We start from the raw sequence: 21,616 nt of genomic DNA, 5'->3' as shown, positions 1-21,616 counted from the left end.
ACAACAGTGTTTTTCCCAACACTGTTTTCGGTTGTCAAAGTTAATGTAACAACTCGAAGGGGTTAGTTAGTTAATAGCAACAATCAAAAAGTGTAAATAAATCAAATGATTTATTAACGTGAGATTAATTAAAAATTGGATAATTACGAATGAGTACTTTTTCAGCTAAACCAGAAACAGTTAAACGCGACTGGTATGTTGTTGATGCAGCAGGTAAAACGCTAGGTCGTTTAGCTACTGAAATCGCAAGCCGTTTGCGTGGTAAACACAAAGCAGAATATACACCACATGTTGATACAGGTGATTATATTATCGTTATCAATGCAGAAAAAGTTGCTGTAACAGGCAAAAAACGCACTGATAAGATCTATTATCGTCATACTGGCTACATCGGTGGACTTAAAGAAGCGACTTTTAAAGAAATGATTGAACGTCATCCTGAACAAGTCATCGAAATTGCTGTCAAAGGCATGCTACCGAAAGGTCCTCTTGGTCGTGCAATGTACCGTAAACTAAAAGTTTATGCTGGTAATGAGCACAATCATGCGGCACAACAACCGCAAGTATTAGATATTTAAGGGGATAGAAGATGGCTGATAATCAATATTACGGTACAGGTCGCCGCAAAAGTTCTGCTGCTCGCGTGTTTATTAAACCAGGTAGTGGAAATATCGTTATTAATAAACGTTCATTAGAGCAATACTTTGGTCGTGATACTGCTCGTATGGTTGTGATGCAACCTTTAGAGTTAGTTGAAATGACTGACAAACTTGATCTTTACATCACTGTTAAAGGTGGGGGTATTTCAGGTCAAGCGGGTGCGATTCGTCACGGTATTACTCGTGCATTAATGGAATATGATGAAACTTTACGTTCTTCATTACGTCAAGCGGGCTTTGTTACTCGTGATGCGCGTCAAGTTGAACGTAAAAAAGTGGGTCTACGCAAAGCACGTCGTCGTCCACAATTCAGCAAACGTTAATTGTTTTTTGTACAAAGGTTACAAAATTGTTTGCAAAAACCCAGTTTCGACTGGGTTTTTTTATTTGGATTCTAATTAGATGCTAATTCATAGTCTGACGGGTAAATGTAATTTTGTTAATTGATAAAAAACATTAATTTTATTAATTTATTGTTTTTATTTTAGTTTATTACGTTAATTAAATTCAAGCCTTTGTTTTAAGATGTATATTTATTCTTAAACTTTTGTCAAATTGCTGTTGTTTAGAGAAAGATAACAAGAAAATTAATTTTTTTTAACAAATTTGTTATCCAATTTGCTAGAATAGTTAAATTCTAAACTTTTTTTAATTTTGCATATTTGGAGTGAACATGGTTGTTGCTGTTAATAAACGTTCTGTAATGACATTATTTTGTGATACAACAGATATTTACGGCCATCAAATTCGTTTTGTGCTGGCAGAAAAAGGGGTAACTGCTGAAATTGAGTTTGTAACGGCAGATAATTTACCTCAAGAACTTCTAGATCTTAATCCCTATGGTACAATTCCAACTTTGATTGATCGCGATCTAACATTATATGAACCTCATATTGCGTTAGAATATCTTGATGAACGCTTCCCTCATCCACCTTTAATGCCTGTTTATCCGATTGTTCGTGCAAATTCTCGTTTAACCATGTACCGCATTAAAAAAGAGTGGTATAGCGCTTATGAAACCATCATTGCCGATCCTAATAGCCAAGCTGCAAAAACTGCGCGTAAAAATTTGCTTGATGATTTGGTTTCCATTTCGGTTATGTTCAAAGAAAAACCGTATTTTATGAGTGATGATTTCACATTATGTGATTGTTATTTTGCCCCATTACTATGGCGTTTACCAATGATTGGTATTGAATTGCCAAAAGTAGCTGAGAAGAATTATCTAGCTTATATGGCACGTATTTTTGAACGTCCAGCTTTTGTTAACTCATTAACTGAAGAAGAAAAAAAGATAAGATCTTAAGTAAATTTTTATCTCGTTGATAAAACTGTTGAAATAGGTAGTTTTTATGGATCTTGAACAAATGACACCAAGGCGCCCTTATTTATTTAGGGCTTTTTATGATTGGATTATTGATAATGAACTAACGCCATATATTGTTGTTAATACTTCAATTTATGGTGTGATTGTTCCTCAAGAATTTGTCCAAAATAATCAGATAGTCTTAAATATTGCGCCACATTCAGTTGGTCAATATTTTGCGTCTAATGAACAAATTGAATTTAATGCTAGATTTTCTGGTGTTCCTCAACACATTGTTGTGCCAATGGCCGCTATTGAAGCTATTTATGCACGTGAAAATGGGGTAGGGATGGGATTTGAAGATGAACCTCAATATCACGCTCAGACCAAAAATAGTGACACACAACCTGAATCAACCAATAAAAAAACCACTAATCCATTTAGAGTTGTAAAATAATTAACCTTTCATAATTGTTCTTACTTGCTTAGTGACTGCGTTATAAACCCTACTAATGTCTTGCTTGCACCTCTGTAAGCAAGATCTCATGATGTACTTTACAAAAATTAATCTACAGGTGTAATAGTTATTTTTTAATAGCTAAACGCACAAAAAATATTGTTATTTTATTTTTTATAATTGATAATGATTATTATTATTAAATGAAAGTTGGTTAATTTTATGAAGTCCGGTAATAAAACTGCAAGTTCAAGACTTTGGGAGTTAGCATTTAATTATAAGGTTTTAATGACTTTCGCTTGTCTATTTTCAATTGTTAGTGTAGCCGTTTCTTTTATCCCATTTATCGCCATTTATTTTATTATTTATGAAATAGTAATGAGTATCAGTCGTGGTGTGGCGTTAAATAATGATTTAATTATCAATTATGGTTGGTTAGCTTTTATTTCAGCAGCGGTATCCATTTTATTGAACTTTTTGGGATTATGTTTTTCACATTATGCGGCTTTCAAAACTCTCTATCATTTAAAATATAATTTTGTAAGATACTTATCCCTATTACCATTAGGTTTTTTTTACACGCATTCGAGTGGAGAATTACGTAAGATTGTTGATGATGATATCGAAAAAATTGAACAATTTATCGCTCACCAACTACCCGACATGGTTGGGGCGTTTGCTTCCCCTGTTATGATTTTCATTATTTTAGCTGTCTTTGATTGGCGATTAGGTTTAGCGACGTTATTCCCTATAATGCTTGCCTATATTGTGTTAATCAGTGGTTATAAACGTCAAGATGTTAAACATCATCAACAAGAGTTTCAAAAAAGATTAATTGAAATGAGTAATGCATCTGTCGAATATATTCGTGGTATTACTGTTGTTAAAGCCTTCAATCAAACCTTTTTTTCATTTAAACGCTTTTATCAGTCAATTAAAGCTTACCAGTTATATTGCTTAAAATTTATCTATTGTTTCAAATATTATATGGCTTTTTTCTTATTGATATTAAATAATATTTACCTTTTTATTATTCCAATCATTATTTTATTATTAGGGCATACTGATAATTACGCTCATTTTATACTGTCTGCTATTTTTTATTTGATTTTTTCTTTAGGGTTACCAGCACCGTTCTTTAAATTACTTTATGTTACTAGGAATTTTCAAAATTCAGCAATTAGTGTGCAAACTATGGATGCGGTATTGAATATACCTTTGTTGCCTGAGCCTAAAATAGGTTTAAAAACAGATCATTATGATATATGTTTTAATGATGTGAATTTTTCTTACTCTAACAATCAAATTGATGACCAATCTGTCAATAATAATGCAATCAGTCATATAACATTCACAGCAAAACAAGGTCAAACTACAGCTTTAGTTGGTTTATCTGGCAGTGGTAAAAGTACCATTTCTTTACTGATACCACGATTTTTTGATCCTACCAGTGGGCATATCACTATTGGTGGTGTTGATTTAAAGCAGATGAACAGTGATTACTTGTTATCGTTAGTCAGTTTTGTTTTTCAGGATGTTTTTTTATTTAAACAACGCATTTTAGACAATATCAGAATCGGCAAACCTCATGCATCACTTGATGAAGTGATTGCTGCTGCGAAAGCGGCACAATGTCATGATTTTATTGAAAAGCTACCGGATGGCTATAATTCAGTTATTGGTACACAAGGCTTACATCTATCGGGGGGTGAAATGCAACGTTTGGCTATTGCAAGAGCATTATTAAAAAATTCGCCTATTTTGATCTTGGATGAAGCGACGGCATTTGCCGATCCTGAAAATGAATATAAGATTCAACTAGCATTAAAAGCGTTAATGAAAGATAAAACAGTCATTATGATTGCGCATCGGCTCTCTACCATTAAAGATGCTGACCAAATAATTGTTTTAGATAAAGGTCATATTGTTGAAAAAGGTGCGCACCAAACACTAATTGACAATCACGCAACCTATTACAAGATGTGGCAGTACTATCAAAAAACATTAGATTGGGATATGCCACAAAGTAATCAGGCAGTTGAAGCAAATGATAAGCAAATAAATCATGTTAATGAGGTGCGAGATGTTTAAACGTTTACTGATGCTATCAGATGTGGGAAATAAAAATCTAATTCAAGCTACGATTGCTTGCACTATTTCTAATCTGACATTAATGCTCCCTTTTATTATTTTATTGCACGTTATGGTGTTACTGATAAACCCATTAATCAATAATGTGCCTATTAATAAAGATGATTTATGGATAATGGTTGCCTTTGGCGTTTTAGCCGCTTTGTTATTTTTATATTGTTATCAACGAGAATATAAAAAAACTTACGCGAGTGCTTTTGGACAAGCCGCTAATACTCGAATTGAAGTCGCCGAAAAAATTCGAAAACTGCCCCTAAGCTTTTTTAATCGTAAGGATTTATCTGAATTGACGACCAATATCATGGGTGACTGCTCAACGATTGAAAGTATGTTAAGTCACGTTATCCCCCAACTAATTGGTTATTCGTGTAGTAGCATAATTACCTGTAGTTTACTTGCTTTTTATGACTGGCGAATGGCTGGAGCCATATTGTGTACATTACCATTATCATTGCTGATTGTAGTTGTCGGTAAGTTGATTGAAAAAAAACTAAGCCATAAGCATATCGAATCAAAATTAGCGGTGTCGAATGAAGTACAAGAGTATCTTGATGGTATTAAAATTATTAAAGGTTTTGGACGCAGTGGAGAAAAATTTCAACAACTGGATAAAGCATTAAAGAATATGATGTGGGCATCGATTAAATTCGAAGGTATTGGCGGTATATTTGTTACGTTATCTATCATGATGTTACAGGTAGGGCTGGGGGTAGTGGTATTAGTGGGGGTAAAATTAATGGTTTCAGGTAGCTTAGCGCCCATTACTTTTTTAGCATTTGTGATCATTAGTTCTCGAATTTACAGTCCTTTAATTTCGGTACTAACGCTATTACCTGAACTGTTTCATATGTTAGTTTCAATTGAGCGTATGAAGAGTCTTAATAAAGAATCAGTTATGGAAGGTCGTGATGATGTCGTTTTAAATGATTTCACAATTGATATTAATCATATTAATTTTTCCTATCATCAAAAAACCGTTATTCACGATTTAAGTTGCGTTATACCCTCAGGAAAAATGACAGCATTAGTCGGCCTATCTGGCAGTGGTAAAAGTACGTTATTACAATTAATTGCGCGTTTTTGGGATGTCGATAGTGGCACAATTAGCATTAGTGGATATGATATCAAAGACATCGATCCAGAAACCTTGATGCGTTATATGTCGTTTGTTTTCCAAAATGTTGTGTTATTTGATGATACCATTTTAAATAATATCCGTATTGGTCGCCATAATGCGACAGATGAAGAAGTGATGCAAGCTGCAAAAAAAGCGCGTTGTGATGAGTTAGTTGCACGCTTACCGAATGGTTGGAATACTTTAATTGGTGAAAATGGGAGTAAGCTTTCTGGTGGTGAAAGACAACGTATTTCAATAGCAAGAGCTTTATTAAAAAATGCGCCGATTGTGTTGCTTGATGAAGCAACAGCTTCACTTGATCCCGAAAATGAAGTTTATATTCAGCAAGCTATTGCTGAACTGGTGAAAGATCGCACGGTAATTGTGATTGCGCATCGTTTAAAAACCGTCATTTCGGCAGATCAGATAATAGTATTAGATAAAGGTACTCTTGTCGAGCAAGGTAGTTATCAACAATTAATGAATAACAATCAACTGTTTGCTAAGCTTTATAAGCTACAAAAACAAACCTTTTCGTTGGCACCTTGAGTGCCTATATTTCTGAGTTAAATCGGTATATGATATGTGTAAATTATCATTATAGACTATAGATTAATGAACGAAATCGAATTGAAGTTTGAAATAACTAATCGCCAAATTGCTGACCTAACGTTGTTTTTAAACCAGTGGGTTAATTGTGATGCTGCTGAGTATATAGATAGTGGGCAAACGCAGCCAAGAATTTCACAATTAATCTTATTAAACACTTATTATGATACTCCAGACTATTATTTGCGTAATAATGGCTGTGGATTAAGAGTCAGAGTAAGTGAACAAGGTTCAAGTCAACATTGTGAAATGACTCTTAAGCGTGATTCTCAATCAATAGCGGGTTTGCATCAACGCGCTGAATACAATATTGATTTACCCAGCCCAAACCTTGATATAACGGCTTTGCCTAAAGCTGCACTACCAAAAGATTGCGATATTAACCAACTACAAAATCATCTTAAACCTTTATTTAGCACCAATTTTAAACGCCAAGCTTGGTTAATTTTATTTGCTAATAGCGAAATAGAAGTAGCTTTAGACCAAGGTGAAATCGAGTCGAATGGAACAAAATTACCCATCCAAGAAGTTGAATTAGAGATAAAACAGGGTAATAAGCAAGATTTGATTAATTTTGCTATTGAATTAGCTCGGTTTGATTTGCACCTTTTTTCGCAAAGCAAAGCAGCAAGAGGTTATCGATTATTAAAAAATCAACCAATTAACCACAGTGAAATTAATTTAAGTTGTCAACAAAGCTTACCTGATATTTTAAAATTCTGGCAACAAAATGAAGAGTATGCCTTAGCTAATAACGATCTCAACTTTTATCAACACACATTACAACAAGTTCAACAAGCTTTATTAGAAAAGGGTGTTTTCATTGAACCTGAATTCAATCAATGGCAGCATGCGTTACAATCGATTAAATCAGTAAGCGATTTTGCTTATAGTGAGGTAAATACTAAATTGAAGTTAATGTTATTAGCTCAAAATAACCGGTAGTGTTTTAGCAATATGTTTTAAATCATTATGGAACATTAAATGCCCGTTAATTTTTTTAAATTACCTTTATTGACGATATTATTTTTTCTGCTAATTAACGTTATTTTGCTAACAGGTTATTCTTGTTTTTTTGACATTAGCCTGTTTTTTTCACCAACCATTGGGCAAAGATCGTTTTATTGGGTAGTGGGTAATGTTCTTTTAACGCATTTCTTAATTCAATTACCCAATTTATTATTTATTTTTATTATCTCAACGCTGCTTTTATCTCGACAAGCTATTTATCAAATCCATTGGCGTAATGTCAGTTTTATTTTCATTATTTCAATTGTCATCACATTGATAACGCTGGTTAGTCAATACTATCTAAATCAATATGTTGTTCCTCTCTTAAATCAAAGTTCATCATCGAAACCATCTATATTAACCTCATGGATTTTGGTTATGGTATTGATGATAATTGGCTATGTTGTGATAGCAATGATGTTTTATTTAGGCATGAAATTATTTAAAAAATACCTTATTTATACCCATTATTGCCTAACCAGGCAGCAAAACAAAAATTTACATTTATCATTGTATATCGTGCTATTTAATTGGTATTTTTTAACTTTGTTATTTAGTTTTTTTCACCTGCAGAACGTTTTTTATACGTCTTTGTTTGCTAATTTGGTTAGAACTGGCATATTGTTTACTTTTCTAATTGTAGTAAATACATTAGGTTATTTTGCTTTACGTAACGGTTTTACGGCTGTAAAAAACCATTTAGAAATAAAAAAACTGATCTTGAGTTCTTTATGGGCTTTTTTGATTCTTTGTTGTTTAACGTTAGCATTGATGTTTGGATTAATCCAATTAATGGGATTAATCGCAAATGAATATCTATCAGACACCATAGAAATAGGTTTGTGGTACCTATTTCTTTTGATCTTGTGCGTGTTAGGTTGTTTTGTCACTCGGGTATCGGTAAAACTGTTTTTTAAACAGCGTCAACTTATCAATCAACCAAATTTTATATGAGCTAATAATATGTCAGAATTAACTTCACTCCTTAATGATAAAAAACAGAAAATTATCTCACAATTGACTCAATGTGATCCTAATGATGTTCACGTTAATTTAGATATTTTGGTTCAAAGTGATTTTATCGTTGATGCTTTTTTTCGGTTTCCAGAATGGTTGACAGACATTGTTAACAATCCCCCTCAGACTGATGAAAGACGTAACTATCAACAATGGTTAAATCAAAAGTTAGCGTCGGTATCTGATGAATTGACGCTCATGAAAGCGTTAAGATTATTTAGGCGTTATATCTTAGTGAGGCTTGAATGGTCACAATTAACGCAAACCAGTAGCGATGAGCAAATTTTATTGCAACTTACTCACTTGGCAGAGGTGATTATCATCACTGCGCGAGATTGGCTTTATGAACTGAGTTGTAAAGAGTGGGGTACGCCGTGTAATTTGCAAGGACAAGCGCAACCTTTACTTATCCTGGGCATGGGAAAATTAGGAGGGGGAGAGCTTAATTTTTCATCTGATATTGACCTTATTTTTACTTATCCTGAACATGGACAAACACAAGGCGGTCGTCGCGAATTAGATAATGCTGTGTTTTTTACGCGTTTGGGACAACGTTTAATTAGAGCGTTAGATCAAGTTACCGAAGATGGTTTTGTCTACCGAGTTGATATGCGCTTACGTCCTTTAGGTGATGGTGGTCCGCTTGTTTTGAGTTTTTCGTCGATGGAAGACTATTATCAAGAACAAGGTCGTGATTGGGAACGTTATGCGATGGTGAAAGCAAAAGTGCTGGGTAATCAACAAGATCATTATACTGTTGAACTATATCAACTTCTCAAGCCATTTGTTTATCGTCGTTATATTGATTTTAGTGTATTACAATCATTGCGCAATATGAAAAGTATGATTGAACGCGAGGTTCGTCGTCGAGGTTTAAAAAATAATATCAAATTGGGTGCAGGTGGCATTCGTGAAATTGAATTTATTGTACAAGTTTTTCAACTTATTCGTGGTGGGCGAGTTGTTGGATTACAGACTCGCTCACTGTTAACCGCACTACAAGTCATTGAGCATGAACAGTTATTAAATTATCAAGAAGTCTCAATTTTACGTGAAAACTACCTATTTTTACGTCGTTGTGAAAATGTGTTGCAAGCAATCAATGATGAACAAACACAAACGCTTCCCGACGATGAATTAAATAAAGCTCGGTTATCATTGTCTATGGGGTTTGGCACTTGGCAAGAATTTGAAACGGAATTATTTGTTCGAATGCAGGCGAATCGTCAAATATTTAATGAATTAATTGGTGAGGATGACAATGAATCCTCAACTAAAACTAAACCTTATAATGACCAATTTGATGAATTATGGGTGCCTGATTTGCAATTGAGTGATGTGCAAGCACTATTACCTGATTATTCAGATGAGAAAGCTAATCAGCTCTACCAATTACTTTTACAATTCCGTAATGATATTGGTAAACGTACTATCGGCGTACGTGGACGAGAAATACTCGATCAACTCATGCCACGTTTACTTGATGCTTGCTGTAATGATAGTCATAGCTTGATGGTATTATCACGTATTTTGCCATTATTGGTAAATATTGTAAGCCGTACCACCTATTTAGAACTGTTATTAGAATATCCAACAGCATTAAAACAATTAATTCGATTATGCAGTGCATCGCCTATGATTAGCGATCAGCTTGCACATTATCCAATTTTGCTTGATGAACTAATTGATATTAATTCATTGTATCAAACACTTGCGCCACAAAAGTATAAAAATCAGCTCTACCAATACCTATTACGTATTTTATCGGATGATGAAGAACAACAACTTGAAGCACTACGGCAGTTTAAACAGATGCAACTACTGCATATCGCGGCGGCTGATGTTGAACATGTATTATCGACCATGAAAGTCAGCGATCATTTAACCTATGTTGCAGAATCGCTCCTTGATTTTGTTGTTCAAATGGCCTGGAATCAGATGGTGGGTCGTTATGGTAAACCTGAACATTTAGTGGATAATCAAAAAGGGTTAGTTGTGATTGCTTATGGTAAATTAGGTGGATGGGAACTGGGTTATGGCTCAGATTTGGATTTAGTTTTTTTACATGATTGCCCCGTTCATAGCATGACCAATGGCGATAAGCAGATCGATAGTCGTCAATTTTACTTACGACTAGTACAACGAATAATTCACCTATTTAATGTACGAACCAGCTTTGGTATTCTTTATGAAGTTGATGTCCGCTTGCGACCACAAGGTGATGCTGGACTATTAGCGTGCAGTTTAGATTCATTTGAAGATTATCAGATGAATGAAGCATGGACATGGGAACACCAAGCTTTGGTTCGAGCAAGAGCTGTTTATGGCGAATCCGCACTCATTGATCGCTTTAATCAGATTCGTCATAGTATATTAAGCCAACCTCGAGATGAAAATCGATTAAAAACTGAAGTACGAGAGATGCGCGAAAAGATGAGAAGCCATTTAGGCTCCACACAATCAGACTTATTTAATTTAAAAATTGATGAAGGTGGAATTGGCGATATTGAATTTTTGTCTCAGTTTTTGGTACTTAACTATGCTCATCAACAACCTAAAATGACGCAATGGAGTGATAATGTGCGTATTTTAGAGTTGGCTGCAAAATATCAAATTATGGATAATGAGCAAGCGCAGCAATTGACAAAAGCTTATATCGACATGCGTAACGAAATTCATCGTTTAGCCTTACAAGTTTTACCCGGTACGGTTGATAATTCTTGTTTTACACAGGAAAGAGCAATAGTAAAACAGAGCTGGAATAAATGGTTAAATTGAATGTTTAATATTGGTTAATAAGCGAGTTTGATATCAAAAAACAATGATGCTCGATATCTTATTAAAACTAACCTACTAGTTAGGCTTCATTTGCAAGTTTGATAAAGGTTCAACAAACTTATATTAAATAGAGTGATGATCTAAGGTTCAAATAAGATTTTAATATCAACACGTTACCATATAGTTAGTTAAGTTGAGTGGGTTATTACCGGTTATTTATGGAGTTTAATATCAATGGCAACGATTAAAGATATCGCTAAGATGGCGGGTGTATCACATGGTACGGTGTCAAATGTACTAAATGGTCGCGGTAATGTCAGTGTCAAAAAAATTAAACTTGTTGAGCAAGCCGCTCAAGCATTAGGGTATCAACTAAACTTACAAGCAAAATTTTTAAAACAAGGAACGACCAAAACGATTTCGGTCTTGTTACCCAATATTACCGCTGAACAGTACGCCGATTTATATGATGGGCTTTTTAGTTATTTAAATCGATTAGGTTATGGATTAACCTTATATTTAACCTATGATTCAAAAGAGTTTGAATTACAACTCATTCAAGAAATTGCTGTAAAACGCGATTATGCGGTGATTGTGGTCAGCGCTTTAGACAGCGCACAAAGTTATTACCAAACGCTAAAAGTAGATAAAGAAAAAATTATTTTTGTTTACCGTAAACCAAAATCTGCGCTGAAATTCATATCATTAGATTTTGAAAAAGCTGGGCATGATATTGCCTGCGAAATGATAAAAAATAATTATCGGCATATTGGTTTATTTAGTAATTCTGATCAACATACTCATTCACAATCTTTTAAAAAAGGGTTAGAGCAAACCTTTAAGCAACAAAATTATCGTGTCGAGATAAATTGCATTACTTCAATGCCTTCAAATAGTACCTATAATTTATCATTCAATTTTTTTGCAAATGAGCAAGTAGAGTACGATGCCATCATTACCATGGATATGGAGCGCGCACATTTTGTTCGTAATGCTAATTATTTCGGAAGTTTACAATCTTGCCCACCCATTTATACATTAACAAATCATAGTTTTTTTTATGAAAACCATTTTTATCAATATCATATGAATTATGGGATATTAAGTCGGCAAATTGCCAACTTAATTGAGGACCAGCCAGTTACTTTACCTGAAAATAAAGGATTTACCTTACTTCCTGATTCATTGCCCCACGACAAGACTAACGATGGTGATACAGTTAATTTTTTAATCCTTCCCAGCCCGTCAACCCAAGCCGTAGTCAAATTATTACCTCACTTTAGCAAAATAAGTGGTATTAATGTTAATTTAATAGTTAAGCCTTTTGATGAGATTTATCACATACTTAATCATATAGAACATCATCAATATCTGGATATTATTCGGATTGATATGGCGGATTTGCCTTGGTTTGCCCCTTCAATATTTAAACCGCTATCTGAACTGCAAATTGATTTATCCAATATCTTTACACGCTATACGCCTGAAATAATAGACCGTTTTAGTTATGTGAATAATATCGCTTATGCTTTGCCGTTCGATCCAAGTGTACAAATGCTGTTTTATCGTAAAGATCTTTTTAATGATCCGTTAATTAAACGCGCTTATTTTGAGCAGTTTCGTCAACAACTTGATGTACCGGCAAATTTTGCTGATTTTAATCAAATATCGGCTTTTTTTAATCGACAGCAAAATGGGGAGTCACAAGTAGAGTTTGGTAGTTGTTTTACCTCAGGTAATGATGAACTCATCGCTTCCGAATTTTTAGTCCGCTATTATGCACAGGGTGGAAAATTATTTAATCAACCCCAACCTCAGCTCGATACTGCTATAGCACTTACAACGTTAACTCAATTACACTCTTTTATTAAACTAGCCAAAAATATTAATGCCACTTGGTGGCAAGATTCAGTGAAATTATTTGAACAAGGCAAGTTAGCGATGCTAATTGTTTATATGAATTTGTTTAGTTGTATAAATCATCGTAACATTTTGCCGTTGGTGGGGTATGCTAAAGTGCCGGGTAATAAGCCTTTATTTGGTGGTGGTTCTTTAGGCGTATCAAAGTATAGTCAAAAAGATGCGGCTATAAAATCTTTTTTTGAGTGGCTATATTCGCCAGAAATTAGCGAACAGATTGCGTTGTTGGGTGGGGCAACGGCACAAAACTCTATTTTTCAAAATCAACGCATTATCAATAGCTATCCGTGGCTCACTGTGGCTAAGCAGCAGTACGCTAACGGTATACGTGAAAATAGTATAAAAGGTAAGGCTGTGAATTTAAGGTGTGTTGAAAACATCATAGGTAATTATTTATCAAAGTGGATGGCTAAACAATACGATTCAAAACAAGTTATTGATTTGATTAATGATGAGATAAAAAAACAATATTGCTAATGATAAACACACTAACAATATTGTTTGATTTGATAATTAAAATCAGATTATTTTGATTTTTCTTTCGGGGCCATTATTACATCTTTATCTTTGAACAATAACCAAAAACCAATCGCAACAATCGCTGCCACTACAGCAGGATAGATCCAAAATTCTTGCCATTGTGGCCCAGCATTTGGCAGCGTTTTTTCGGTAACTACGCGATTGTTGATAAATCCACAAACTGATGCGGCCATAAATACGCCAAAGCCGTTAGAAACAATAAAACGTAAGCCTTGCGCTTGTGCTTTGATTTCTGGTCCTGCTTTTTTATCTACATAAATATTACCAGCGGTAAAGAAGAAGTCCCAACAAACACCTTGTAAAAGTAATGTGCCAATAATATAAAAGAACATCGTACTACCATCAGCAGTCGCGGCTAACGATAACATTAAACTACGAATAACCCAGCATATTGCGCCAAATAAAATGATTTTTTTGAAACCAAAACGACCTAATAAGAAAGATAGAAGGAACATAAATAAGACTTCAGTGGCGATAGCTATTTGCATCATTGCAGGCTCTAATCCTAAAACAGGGAGATAAACCGGTAAATAAGCACTATAAGCTGTTTTAGTTATCATTAAGATAAAAGTGGACAACATAAAAATAGTAAAGTATTTATCTTTAAAAAGTGATAATGCATCTAAACACATCGCATCGCGCAAAGAGAATTTTTTATTTTTGCTGCTTGGTGGTGTATTAGGTAGTGTGAAGCAATAAATGCCATAAACAACAGATGCACCTGAAGCAAGTAAAAATAAATTGATAGAACTAGAAAAACCTGTGTAACCAAGAATCAACCCTACAATCATAAAGCCGATAGTACCAAATACACGAATAATTGGGAACCAACGTACACCATCTATATGTCTAAAGCTGTTGTTGGATAGAATAATAAACCAACGATGAAAATCATGATTAAAAAACCAGCAATATTGCCGTTTTCAACAAAGTTAGGAATCAAGAATAATACAACGGCATTGAGAATATGCAATATGCCCATCACTTTTTGTGATGCAATAAATCTATCCGCAATCATGCCAATAAATAACGGTGAAATGATGGTTGCGATACCTAATACAGAGTAAGTTGATCCAACAATCTCTTTTAATCCATAAGCAGCGAGGACTGCCCCAATAACCATATTCCATGCACCTTGCACAAAATATTGTAAAAACATCATTACCAGTAGACGTGGTATTTTAAACATAAAAAACTCCGTGTTAAATTGTTTTTATTAAGCCGTCATAAGTGACTTCTATATTATGAGGTTTGAATATTTCCACTAATTCATCGTGCATAAAGCCACTACTATGTGAATGATGCGACGTTATTAGTTGTGTTTTATTATGAAAAATATTTTCACTAATCATGCGTTGTTGTGCGGCGATCACAGTTTCAATGCTCATATGATTATTGGTGCGGTCGTCTTGTTTATAGCCATAGGTACATTCAAAGATCGCTAAATCAATTTTTTTGCCGCTGTTTTTGAGCCATTGCCAAGTGAGTTCAGGAAAATAGCCAGAATCATGACCATGAAGAATAGTTTTCCCCTCTTTTTCAATTAAGTAGATAAAACAAAATTCCCATTTTGCATGATTCGATAGTAAAGGCGTCACATGATAGCCAGCAGAGCTGGTAATAGTCTGATAAGGGACCAATAAATTAAACACAAAGCGTTCAGGGCTGTAACCTGGTAGCACATGTAAGCATCCATTTATTGCGATATCATTGCCGTAGATATAAAGCGGGTGATCAATGTTAAAGCCATAATCTACCATGCGGCTAAATAGATCACCGACATTAAAATGGTCTGGATGAGTATGCGTAAATAACAAATCTTTAATTTTAGTTACATCAATATTTTCTCGCATAACTTGGTAACTAAATTCAGGTGCAAAGTCAATTTGCATGATGTCATCAATGATAACGGAGCTTCGGCTCCTGATATTTTTACCTTTTTGTATGCGGGTTTTCTCGCAGATTTCACATTTACAAAAAGGATTTGGGATACCTTCCGAGGCCGCTGTACCCAAAAACTGTAGTTTCACATTGTTCTCCTATAATTCAATGATTCAAATTGTTGTCATTTTATTTGGTGATATAAAGCATTTAAAATTGGAACGTTCCAATTTTATTGAAATGACTTGAATTCCACAATAAAATTAATTAATTTTTTGTTAATTCGTGAGGAAGATCAAAATTTGTAAGGGATGATGAGTGTCGAACTCTAAAATTAATGAGGGGAAAGATTATCGGCGAGTTTACTCATTCGCCGATAAATGGTTATTTAAAAGTAGATAATGACGTAATATTTAGTTTGCTTCTTTCCAAAGAATTAAGTCTTGATCCTCAAGGTCAGATGGATCAAATCCAACTACTGAAGGGAGATCTTCGCGATCAAACGCCATGTCGCCACCATTGACATCAATATCCCCTTTTTTGATACCTTTAAAATCATAAAGGTTGGTATCACATAAATGTGAAAGCGTAATATTTTGCGTGGCTCTAAACATGGTTTCTATACGACCAGGAAACTTTTTATCCCAATCGTTTAGCATCTCTTTAATCACTTGACGTTGTAAATTAGGTTGTGAACCACAAAGATTACATGGAATGATTGGAAATTGCTTAATTTCAGCATATTTTGCAATATCCTTTTCTTTGCAGTAAGCAAGCGGTCGAATAATAATATGCTCGCCGGAGTCATTAACCAATTTGGGTGGCATTGCTTTAAGTTTGCCACCATAAAACATATTTAAAAATAACGTTTCTAGAATATCATCGCGGTGATGACCTAACGCAATTTTCGTTGCGCCAAGCTCTGTTGCGGTGCGGTATAAAATACCACGACGCAAACGAGAACAAAGTGAACACGTTGTTTTGCCTTCAGGAATTTTTTCTTTTACGATACCATAAGTATTTTCTTGAACAATCTTATACTCAATACCTAATGACTCTAAGTACTGAGGCAAAACATGTTCAGGAAAACCGGGTTGTTTTTGATCTAAATTGACGGCAATTAGTTCAAAATTGATCGGGGCACTGATTTTCAAATTTAATAAAATATCGAGTAGCGTATAGCTATCTTTACCACCTGATAAGCAAACCATAATCCGATCACCATCTTCAATCATATTGAAGTCGGCAATGGCTTCTCCAGTTAGACGACGTAACCGTTTATGTAATTTATTTTGATTATATGTATTCATCACGATTTTATAGATTATTCAGCTCGGCTCATATAACGGCGTTCAGCAATATGAATTTTCACTTTTTCGTTGTTATCAATGTATTCTGGAACCTGAATAACTAAGCCAGTTGATAAGGTTGCCGGTTTTGTGCGTGCACTGGCAGACGCACCTTTGATGCTAGGTGAAGTTTCAATGATTTCTAAATCAACCGTTTGCGGTAACTCTAATGCAACTACCTCGCCATCAGCCATTAGCACTTGAATACCGTTCATTCCCCCTTCAGGAATAAATAATAGCTCTTCTTCGATTTGCGCTTTTTTGAAGATAAACGGCGTGTAATCTTCATTATCCATAAAGACATACTCATCACCATCGATATATGAAAAACTAACCGGACGGCGAATTAATTCAATGGTTTCGATAATATCATCACCTTTAAAACGTTCTTCGACTTTACCGCCAGTTTTTACATCAGTAAATCGCATTTTATAAAGTGTACTAGCGCCACGTGCACTAGGGCTTTGAACATCAATATCTTTAACCAATAATAATTTACCGTTATAAGTGACTGCATCGCCACGTTTTATTTCATTTGCTTTAGCCATAATATCTTCTTCGTGATTATTAAAAATAGAGTTGAAAATTAGCTCGCTATTTTAGCGCTATCTTGCTATTGTCACCAACAAAATTTACCGATTAATGTCAAATTATGAAAAAAACAACGGATAGCTTATTTCAATGTCGAAAAAACTGTGGTGCTTGTTGTATTGCGCCTTCAATTTCGTCAATGATTCCTGGTATGCCAAATGGTAAACCCGCTGGAGTTGCATGCATTCATTTAAATGCTAATTTTCAATGTGACTTATTTGGACAGTCATCTAGACCAAAAGTTTGTGGTCGGTTAAAGCCTTGTATTGAGATGTGTGGCAACAATCGAGTACAAGCTTTAAATTATTTAACTCAATTAGAACAGTTAACTAGCGTTTAACTATTGCTAATATTTAATAAACGAGTTTTATTATTAGAATTATTTATCTCGCGTCGTTTTTTTTTTGATAAACTTCATCGCATTTCATTATTTAATGATAAATGACCATATTAATTAGATTAATCTTTAGTTAATTGTTGTTAGGATTGCGGTATTACACTATTAACTGAATTTTTCTTATTGTCTTTTTTAATCTTTTTAAACAGAAGAATATTGTTATGAATAATAAATTAAAACGGGACTTAAAATCTCGGCATTTAGCCATGATTGCTATTGGCGGTTCAATTGGTACAGGGCTTTTTGTTGCTTCAGGCGCAACGGTTGCTCAAGCGGGTCCCGGTGGTGCATTACTTTCGTATGCTATCATTGGTATTATGGTGTACTTTTTAATGACCAGCCTTGGTGAACTAGCGGCGTATTTGCCGGTGTCAGGGACCTTTGCTACTTATGGCGCTCGTTATGTTGATGAGGCTTTTGGTTTCGCAATTGGATGGAATTATTGGTATAACTGGGCAATTACTGTTGCAGTAGATTTAGTTGCTGCTCAGCTTGTTATCTCTTATTGGTTTGATGCAGGTAGTTATAGTTGGCTTTGGAGCTTGCTGTTTTTAAGCATCATCTTTTGTTTAAACTATATTTCTGTAAAAGGATTTGGTGAAGCCGAGTTTTGGTTCTCATTAATTAAAGTTGTCACTGTTATCGTGTTTATTGTGATTGGTTTGTTGATGATTGTTGGCATTTTAAAGGGGAGTGAAAATGCAGGTTGGCAAAATTGGACTATTGGTGATGCCCCATTCGTTGGTGGTTTTTCCTCGATGATAGGGGTTGCGATGGTTGTTGGCTTCTCATTCCAAGGTACGGAGCTAATCGGCATAGCTGCTGGAGAGTCAAAAGATCCAGAAAAAAATATTCCAAAAGCGATGAAGCAAGTTTTTTGGCGAATTTTACTGTTTTATATTTTTGCTATTTTGGTCATTAGCTTAATCATTCCTTATACGGATCCAAATTTATTACGTAATGAAGAAACCGACATCAGTGTCAGCCCATTTACCTTAGTTTTTCAGCATGCAGGACTATTATCCGCTGCGGCAATTATGAATGCGGTTATTTTAACATCGGTATTATCGGCGGGTAATTCCGGTTTATATGCCTCAACACGGATGCTTTATGCATTGGCTAAAGAGGGGAAAGCCCCTAAAATCTTTTCAAGGCTATCATCATCAGGGGTACCTAGATTTGCACTTATCGCAACAACAATTATTGCTATGCTATGTTTTTTAACTTCGATGTATAAAGATCAAGAAGTTTATTTATGGTTGCTTAATATGTCTGGCATGACAGGTTTTATAGCTTGGCTTGGTATTGCAATTAGTCACTACCGTTTTAGAAAAGGTTATATTGCACAAGGATTAGATATCAATAAGTTACCTTATCGTTCAAGCTGTTTTCCATTTGGTCCAATATTTGCTTTTGTCCTATGTTTGATTATTACACTAGGTCAAAATTATGAAGCATTCTTACAAGATACTATTGATTGGAATGGCGTAATAGCAACATATGTCGGTTTACCACTATTTTTGGTAATCTATTTTGGCTACAAAATTGTGAAAAAGACCAAATGGGTTAACTATTCAGAAATGGATTTTTCACAAGTAAATTAATTAGCATAATAGTATTAAAGCTCTTTTTTCCGTCGACACAAGTCGACGGAATTTTATTAAAAAAGAGAATAAACCGTTTTAGATTTAATAATGATTAAATAACAATTCTGATGATAACGATATTAGCGACTACGGAATATGATACGTGCTTTAGATAGATCGTAAGGTGTCATTTCAACGGTAACTTTATCACCAGTTAAAATACGAATATAATTTTTGCGCATTTTACCAGAAATATGTGCAGTAACGACATGACCATTTTCAAGTTCAACACGGAACATCGTGTTTGGAAGAGTATCAAGTATGGTACCTTGCATTTCAATGTTATCTTCTTTTGCCATTGGGGCCTCTTATTAATAAATACAAATTAAATATACTCATATCATCATCCATTTATTCCCATATCATCTGGGGATAACGTGACAACTAAAAACTTTTTTAAAATTGCTGTTATCGACTTTTGTGCATATAAATTAATTGACATTGAGTATAAGCTATAAAATCACTGAATTTATAATATATAAAGACAGCGGCAAAATAATGCCGAAAAAACTGACAGAAGTAAAGACCTTTCTAATTTTTCTTTCCATTATAAAGCCCTTGCTCACAAATATAACGCCATACTTTGGGGGGTAATAAATTTTTACAACTTTGTTGATTATGAATATTTTCTCGGATTTCTGTCGCAGATATATTTTCTAAAGGGGTATGTGCAAAATAGATGTAACCAGCTGGAAAATCATGCAAATCGTCAATATTGGTTGTTTGATGTTGAGTGATAAACGCTTGAAGTTCATTGTCAGTCGTTTTTTCGGTATAACCTGGACGTCTACAAATAAGTAAATGACAGTAATTAAGTAGTATTTTCCAATCTTTCCAGGTGGGTAAATTTATTAAAGAATCTTGTCCCATGATAAAGGCTAGACCAGACTGATCACCATGTTGGTCACGCCACTGTTGCAGTGTTTCGATAGTGTAGGACGGTCGGGTTAAATTTTGTGGTAGTAATTCTCTGGTATCAATTGAAAATAACGGTATATCGCTTATGGCTAAATTTAACATAGCTAGGCGCTGTGCTATCGTTGCCTCAGGTTGCGGTTTATGCGGGGGAATATGGTTGGGTAATAAACTAATTTTCGTTAAGCCAACCTCTTTTGCGAGCGCAATTGCTGGGTAAATATGCCCATAATGAATTGGATCAAAAGTGCCGCCGAACAATGCTGTTAACATTTATTTAATCCCATAAATTGCATTGTTAAAGCCGATAGCGCATCCCACACTCGTAGTTGATTATCATGTTTCAAGCTGATTTCGATTTCAGTAAGTAGAGCTAGCGTTGAAAATAGATCTTTAATATCATTACGATTTAAATAATTGGTATACATTGCTCTTTTATTTTGCCAAATTTTATATTCATCAAAAATTTGTTTTAACGGTTTTGATGATAAGCCTTTTTTTAGATTGATGATCAAAATCAGCTCACGTTGAATAATTCGGAGTAATATTAATGGTTCAAAATCATTCATTTTTAATTGCTGTAAAATGTGGGTTGCTCGCTTTGTTTTGTGAGCAACCATTGCATCAATCCAGTGATATGGGGTAAATATGGCTGAATCATTAATATTACTTTCAACCTGATCATAAGTTATTGTTTGATTTGTATATAGTAACTTTAATTGTTCAATAATTTGCGTTAATGCCAGTAAATTTCCTTCGTAATAATAACAAAGAAGATCGATAGCTTCAGGTTCAACCACTATTTGCTTTTGTTGAAGATGGTTTTTAATCCATTGCGGTAATAAAGCTGTGTCAGGCGTAGTACAATTAACGACGACTAAGTTATCGGATAATTTTTTATACCAAACTGCATTTTCTTGAGTTTTAGTAATTTTGGTTAAACTGATAATTAATGCAATATCAGGATTGAGTATTTCACTTAAACTATTCAGCTTTGAACTCGCCGCTGCATTGATTGTGTTTTCACCAAAATCTAAAAAAATAAGCGTATTGGTTGAAAACAGATTCATTGCATGACAGCTATCATAGATAGGCTGCCAATCAGTTTGATTATCTATGTTAAATGTCAGTTGTTCATTAAAGCCAGCTTGTTTAAAAGCGATTTTTAGCTGCGATTGGCTATAATATTGTAAATAAGGATCGTTGCCTAATAGTAAATAATAGGGCGATCCTAATTTTGTCGTAATTTGGTCTGCGTTGATTTTAATCATG

18 protein-coding genes and 1 pseudogene are annotated in these 21,616 nt (G+C 34.5%); 12 read left to right on the top strand and 7 right to left on the bottom strand.

Annotated elements, in window-relative coordinates; all coding sequences use genetic code 11:
* The first annotated feature begins 149 nt into the window (after positions 1–149).
* The 10 genes from rplM to J3U63_RS00605 all read left to right on the top strand — a co-directional run bounded on the left by rplM (position 150) and on the right by J3U63_RS00605 (position 13,502).
* A complete protein-coding gene (gene rplM, locus J3U63_RS00650) occupies positions 150–578 on the top strand; it encodes a 50S ribosomal protein L13 (protein ID WP_065566227.1) in 429 nt (142 codons plus the stop codon).
* Positions 579–589: 11 nt separating this feature from the next.
* Entirely contained in the window at positions 590–982 is a 393-nt protein-coding gene (rpsI, locus tag J3U63_RS00645; protein WP_034901366.1) for a 30S ribosomal protein S9, read from the top strand.
* 350 nt (positions 983–1,332) lie between these two features.
* The gene (gene sspA, locus J3U63_RS00640; protein ID WP_267333088.1) at positions 1,333–1,965 is read left to right on the top strand and encodes a stringent starvation protein SspA; all 633 of its coding nucleotides are present in this window, start codon (positions 1,333–1,335) and stop codon (positions 1,963–1,965) included.
* A 46-nt stretch (positions 1,966–2,011) separates the two neighbouring features.
* Entirely contained in the window at positions 2,012–2,422 is a 411-nt protein-coding gene (locus J3U63_RS00635; protein WP_267333087.1) for a ClpXP protease specificity-enhancing factor, read from the top strand.
* A gap of 222 nt (positions 2,423–2,644) precedes the next feature.
* A complete protein-coding gene (locus J3U63_RS00630) occupies positions 2,645–4,513 on the top strand; it encodes an ABC transporter ATP-binding protein (RefSeq protein ID WP_267370188.1) in 1,869 nt (622 codons plus the stop codon).
* Positions 4,506–6,239: an ABC transporter ATP-binding protein gene (locus J3U63_RS00625; protein WP_267370186.1), complete on the top strand. Its 1,734-nt coding sequence runs from the start codon at positions 4,506–4,508 to the stop codon at positions 6,237–6,239. The genes J3U63_RS00630 and J3U63_RS00625 overlap by 8 nt, the downstream gene beginning before the upstream one ends.
* A 66-nt stretch (positions 6,240–6,305) precedes the next feature.
* Positions 6,306–7,244, top strand: coding sequence for an inorganic triphosphatase (locus J3U63_RS00620; protein ID WP_267370185.1), 939 nt, complete (start codon positions 6,306–6,308; stop codon positions 7,242–7,244).
* Positions 7,245–7,283: 39 nt separating this feature from the next.
* Positions 7,284–8,264 carry a hypothetical protein gene (locus tag J3U63_RS00615; RefSeq protein ID WP_267370183.1) on the top strand — a complete coding sequence of 327 codons (981 nt, stop codon included), beginning with the start codon at positions 7,284–7,286 and terminating at the stop codon, positions 8,262–8,264.
* Between the two features lie 9 nt (positions 8,265–8,273).
* On the top strand, positions 8,274–11,105 hold the full coding sequence (gene glnE, locus J3U63_RS00610) for a bifunctional [glutamate--ammonia ligase]-adenylyl-L-tyrosine phosphorylase/[glutamate--ammonia-ligase] adenylyltransferase (RefSeq protein ID WP_267370182.1): 2,832 nt from the start codon (positions 8,274–8,276) through the stop codon (positions 11,103–11,105).
* Positions 11,106–11,339: 234 nt separating this feature from the next.
* Positions 11,340–13,502 (top strand): extracellular solute-binding protein, encoded by a 2,163-nt coding sequence (locus J3U63_RS00605; protein ID WP_267370180.1) that lies wholly within the window; start codon positions 11,340–11,342, stop codon positions 13,500–13,502.
* A 47-nt stretch (positions 13,503–13,549) separates the two neighbouring features.
* Here J3U63_RS00605 and J3U63_RS00600 read toward each other — a convergent pair.
* From J3U63_RS00600 to yeiP, 4 genes and pseudogenes are all read right to left on the bottom strand, one after another.
* Positions 13,550–14,754, bottom strand: a pseudogene (locus J3U63_RS00600) (MFS transporter).
* Positions 14,755–14,767: 13 nt separating this feature from the next.
* Positions 14,768–15,595, bottom strand: a complete 828-nt coding sequence (locus J3U63_RS00590; RefSeq protein WP_267343851.1) for an MBL fold metallo-hydrolase — start codon at positions 15,593–15,595, stop codon at positions 14,768–14,770.
* A 264-nt stretch (positions 15,596–15,859) separates the two neighbouring features.
* Entirely contained in the window at positions 15,860–16,756 is an 897-nt protein-coding gene (gene ttcA, locus J3U63_RS00585) for a tRNA 2-thiocytidine(32) synthetase TtcA (RefSeq protein WP_267333078.1), read from the bottom strand.
* 14 nt (positions 16,757–16,770) lie between these two features.
* Entirely contained in the window at positions 16,771–17,343 is a 573-nt protein-coding gene (gene yeiP, locus J3U63_RS00580) for an elongation factor P-like protein YeiP (RefSeq protein WP_065634563.1), read from the bottom strand.
* A 104-nt stretch (positions 17,344–17,447) separates the two neighbouring features.
* On the opposite strand from yeiP, the gene J3U63_RS00575 reads away from it, so the two are divergent.
* Together J3U63_RS00575 and J3U63_RS00570 are read left to right on the top strand one after the other, a co-directional pair.
* Positions 17,448–17,726 (top strand): YkgJ family cysteine cluster protein, encoded by a 279-nt coding sequence (locus J3U63_RS00575; RefSeq protein WP_267343853.1) that lies wholly within the window; start codon positions 17,448–17,450, stop codon positions 17,724–17,726.
* Positions 17,727–17,938: 212 nt separating this feature from the next.
* Entirely contained in the window at positions 17,939–19,387 is a 1,449-nt protein-coding gene (locus tag J3U63_RS00570; RefSeq protein WP_267333256.1) for an amino acid permease, read from the top strand.
* Positions 19,388–19,509: 122 nt separating this feature from the next.
* Here the strand turns inward: J3U63_RS00570 and infA are convergent, their stop codons facing one another.
* From infA to holA, 3 genes are all read right to left on the bottom strand, one after another.
* Positions 19,510–19,728: a translation initiation factor IF-1 gene (gene infA / locus J3U63_RS00565; RefSeq protein ID WP_025315083.1), complete on the bottom strand. Its 219-nt coding sequence runs from the start codon at positions 19,726–19,728 to the stop codon at positions 19,510–19,512.
* Positions 19,729–19,960: 232 nt separating this feature from the next.
* Positions 19,961–20,617, bottom strand: coding sequence for a nicotinate-nucleotide adenylyltransferase (gene nadD / locus J3U63_RS00560; RefSeq protein ID WP_267347951.1), 657 nt, complete (start codon positions 20,615–20,617; stop codon positions 19,961–19,963).
* The gene (gene holA, locus J3U63_RS00555) at positions 20,611–21,615 is read right to left on the bottom strand and encodes a DNA polymerase III subunit delta (protein ID WP_267333074.1); all 1,005 of its coding nucleotides are present in this window, start codon (positions 21,613–21,615) and stop codon (positions 20,611–20,613) included. Before holA ends, nadD begins: the two co-directional genes overlap by 7 nt.
* Position 21,616: the final 1 nt, after the last annotated feature.

Source organism: Gilliamella sp. B2838 (genome assembly GCF_026536185.1).
Taxonomy (GTDB): Bacteria; Pseudomonadota; Gammaproteobacteria; order Enterobacterales; family Orbaceae; genus Gilliamella.
The sequence above is the reverse complement of the archived record's forward strand: the minus strand, read 5'-3'. Positions and strand labels throughout refer to the sequence as shown.

What these genes read in the sequence shown, in the direction of transcription:
- nadD (WP_267347951.1), bottom strand. Translation starts at nt 20,617, where the DNA reads ATGTTAACAGCATTGTTCGGCGGCACTTTTGATCCAATTCATTATGGG.
- glnE (WP_267370182.1), top strand. Translation starts at nt 8,274, where the DNA reads ATGTCAGAATTAACTTCACTCCTTAATGATAAAAAACAGAAAATTATC.
- J3U63_RS00575 (WP_267343853.1), top strand. Translation starts at nt 17,448, where the DNA reads ATGAAAAAAACAACGGATAGCTTATTTCAATGTCGAAAAAACTGTGGT.
- J3U63_RS00630 (WP_267370188.1), top strand. Translation starts at nt 2,645, where the DNA reads ATGAAGTCCGGTAATAAAACTGCAAGTTCAAGACTTTGGGAGTTAGCA.
- rplM (WP_065566227.1), top strand. Translation starts at nt 150, where the DNA reads ATGAGTACTTTTTCAGCTAAACCAGAAACAGTTAAACGCGACTGGTAT.
- yeiP (WP_065634563.1), bottom strand. Translation starts at nt 17,343, where the DNA reads ATGGCTAAAGCAAATGAAATAAAACGTGGCGATGCAGTCACTTATAAC.
- J3U63_RS00620 (WP_267370185.1), top strand. Translation starts at nt 6,306, where the DNA reads ATGAACGAAATCGAATTGAAGTTTGAAATAACTAATCGCCAAATTGCT.
- ttcA (WP_267333078.1), bottom strand. Translation starts at nt 16,756, where the DNA reads ATGAATACATATAATCAAAATAAATTACATAAACGGTTACGTCGTCTA.
- J3U63_RS00615 (WP_267370183.1), top strand. Translation starts at nt 7,284, where the DNA reads ATGCCCGTTAATTTTTTTAAATTACCTTTATTGACGATATTATTTTTT.
- sspA (WP_267333088.1), top strand. Translation starts at nt 1,333, where the DNA reads ATGGTTGTTGCTGTTAATAAACGTTCTGTAATGACATTATTTTGTGAT.
- rpsI (WP_034901366.1), top strand. Translation starts at nt 590, where the DNA reads ATGGCTGATAATCAATATTACGGTACAGGTCGCCGCAAAAGTTCTGCT.
- J3U63_RS00635 (WP_267333087.1), top strand. Translation starts at nt 2,012, where the DNA reads ATGGATCTTGAACAAATGACACCAAGGCGCCCTTATTTATTTAGGGCT.
- holA (WP_267333074.1), bottom strand. Translation starts at nt 21,615, where the DNA reads ATGATTAAAATCAACGCAGACCAAATTACGACAAAATTAGGATCGCCC.
- J3U63_RS00625 (WP_267370186.1), top strand. Translation starts at nt 4,506, where the DNA reads ATGTTTAAACGTTTACTGATGCTATCAGATGTGGGAAATAAAAATCTA.
- J3U63_RS00605 (WP_267370180.1), top strand. Translation starts at nt 11,340, where the DNA reads ATGGCAACGATTAAAGATATCGCTAAGATGGCGGGTGTATCACATGGT.
- infA (WP_025315083.1), bottom strand. Translation starts at nt 19,728, where the DNA reads ATGGCAAAAGAAGATAACATTGAAATGCAAGGTACCATACTTGATACT.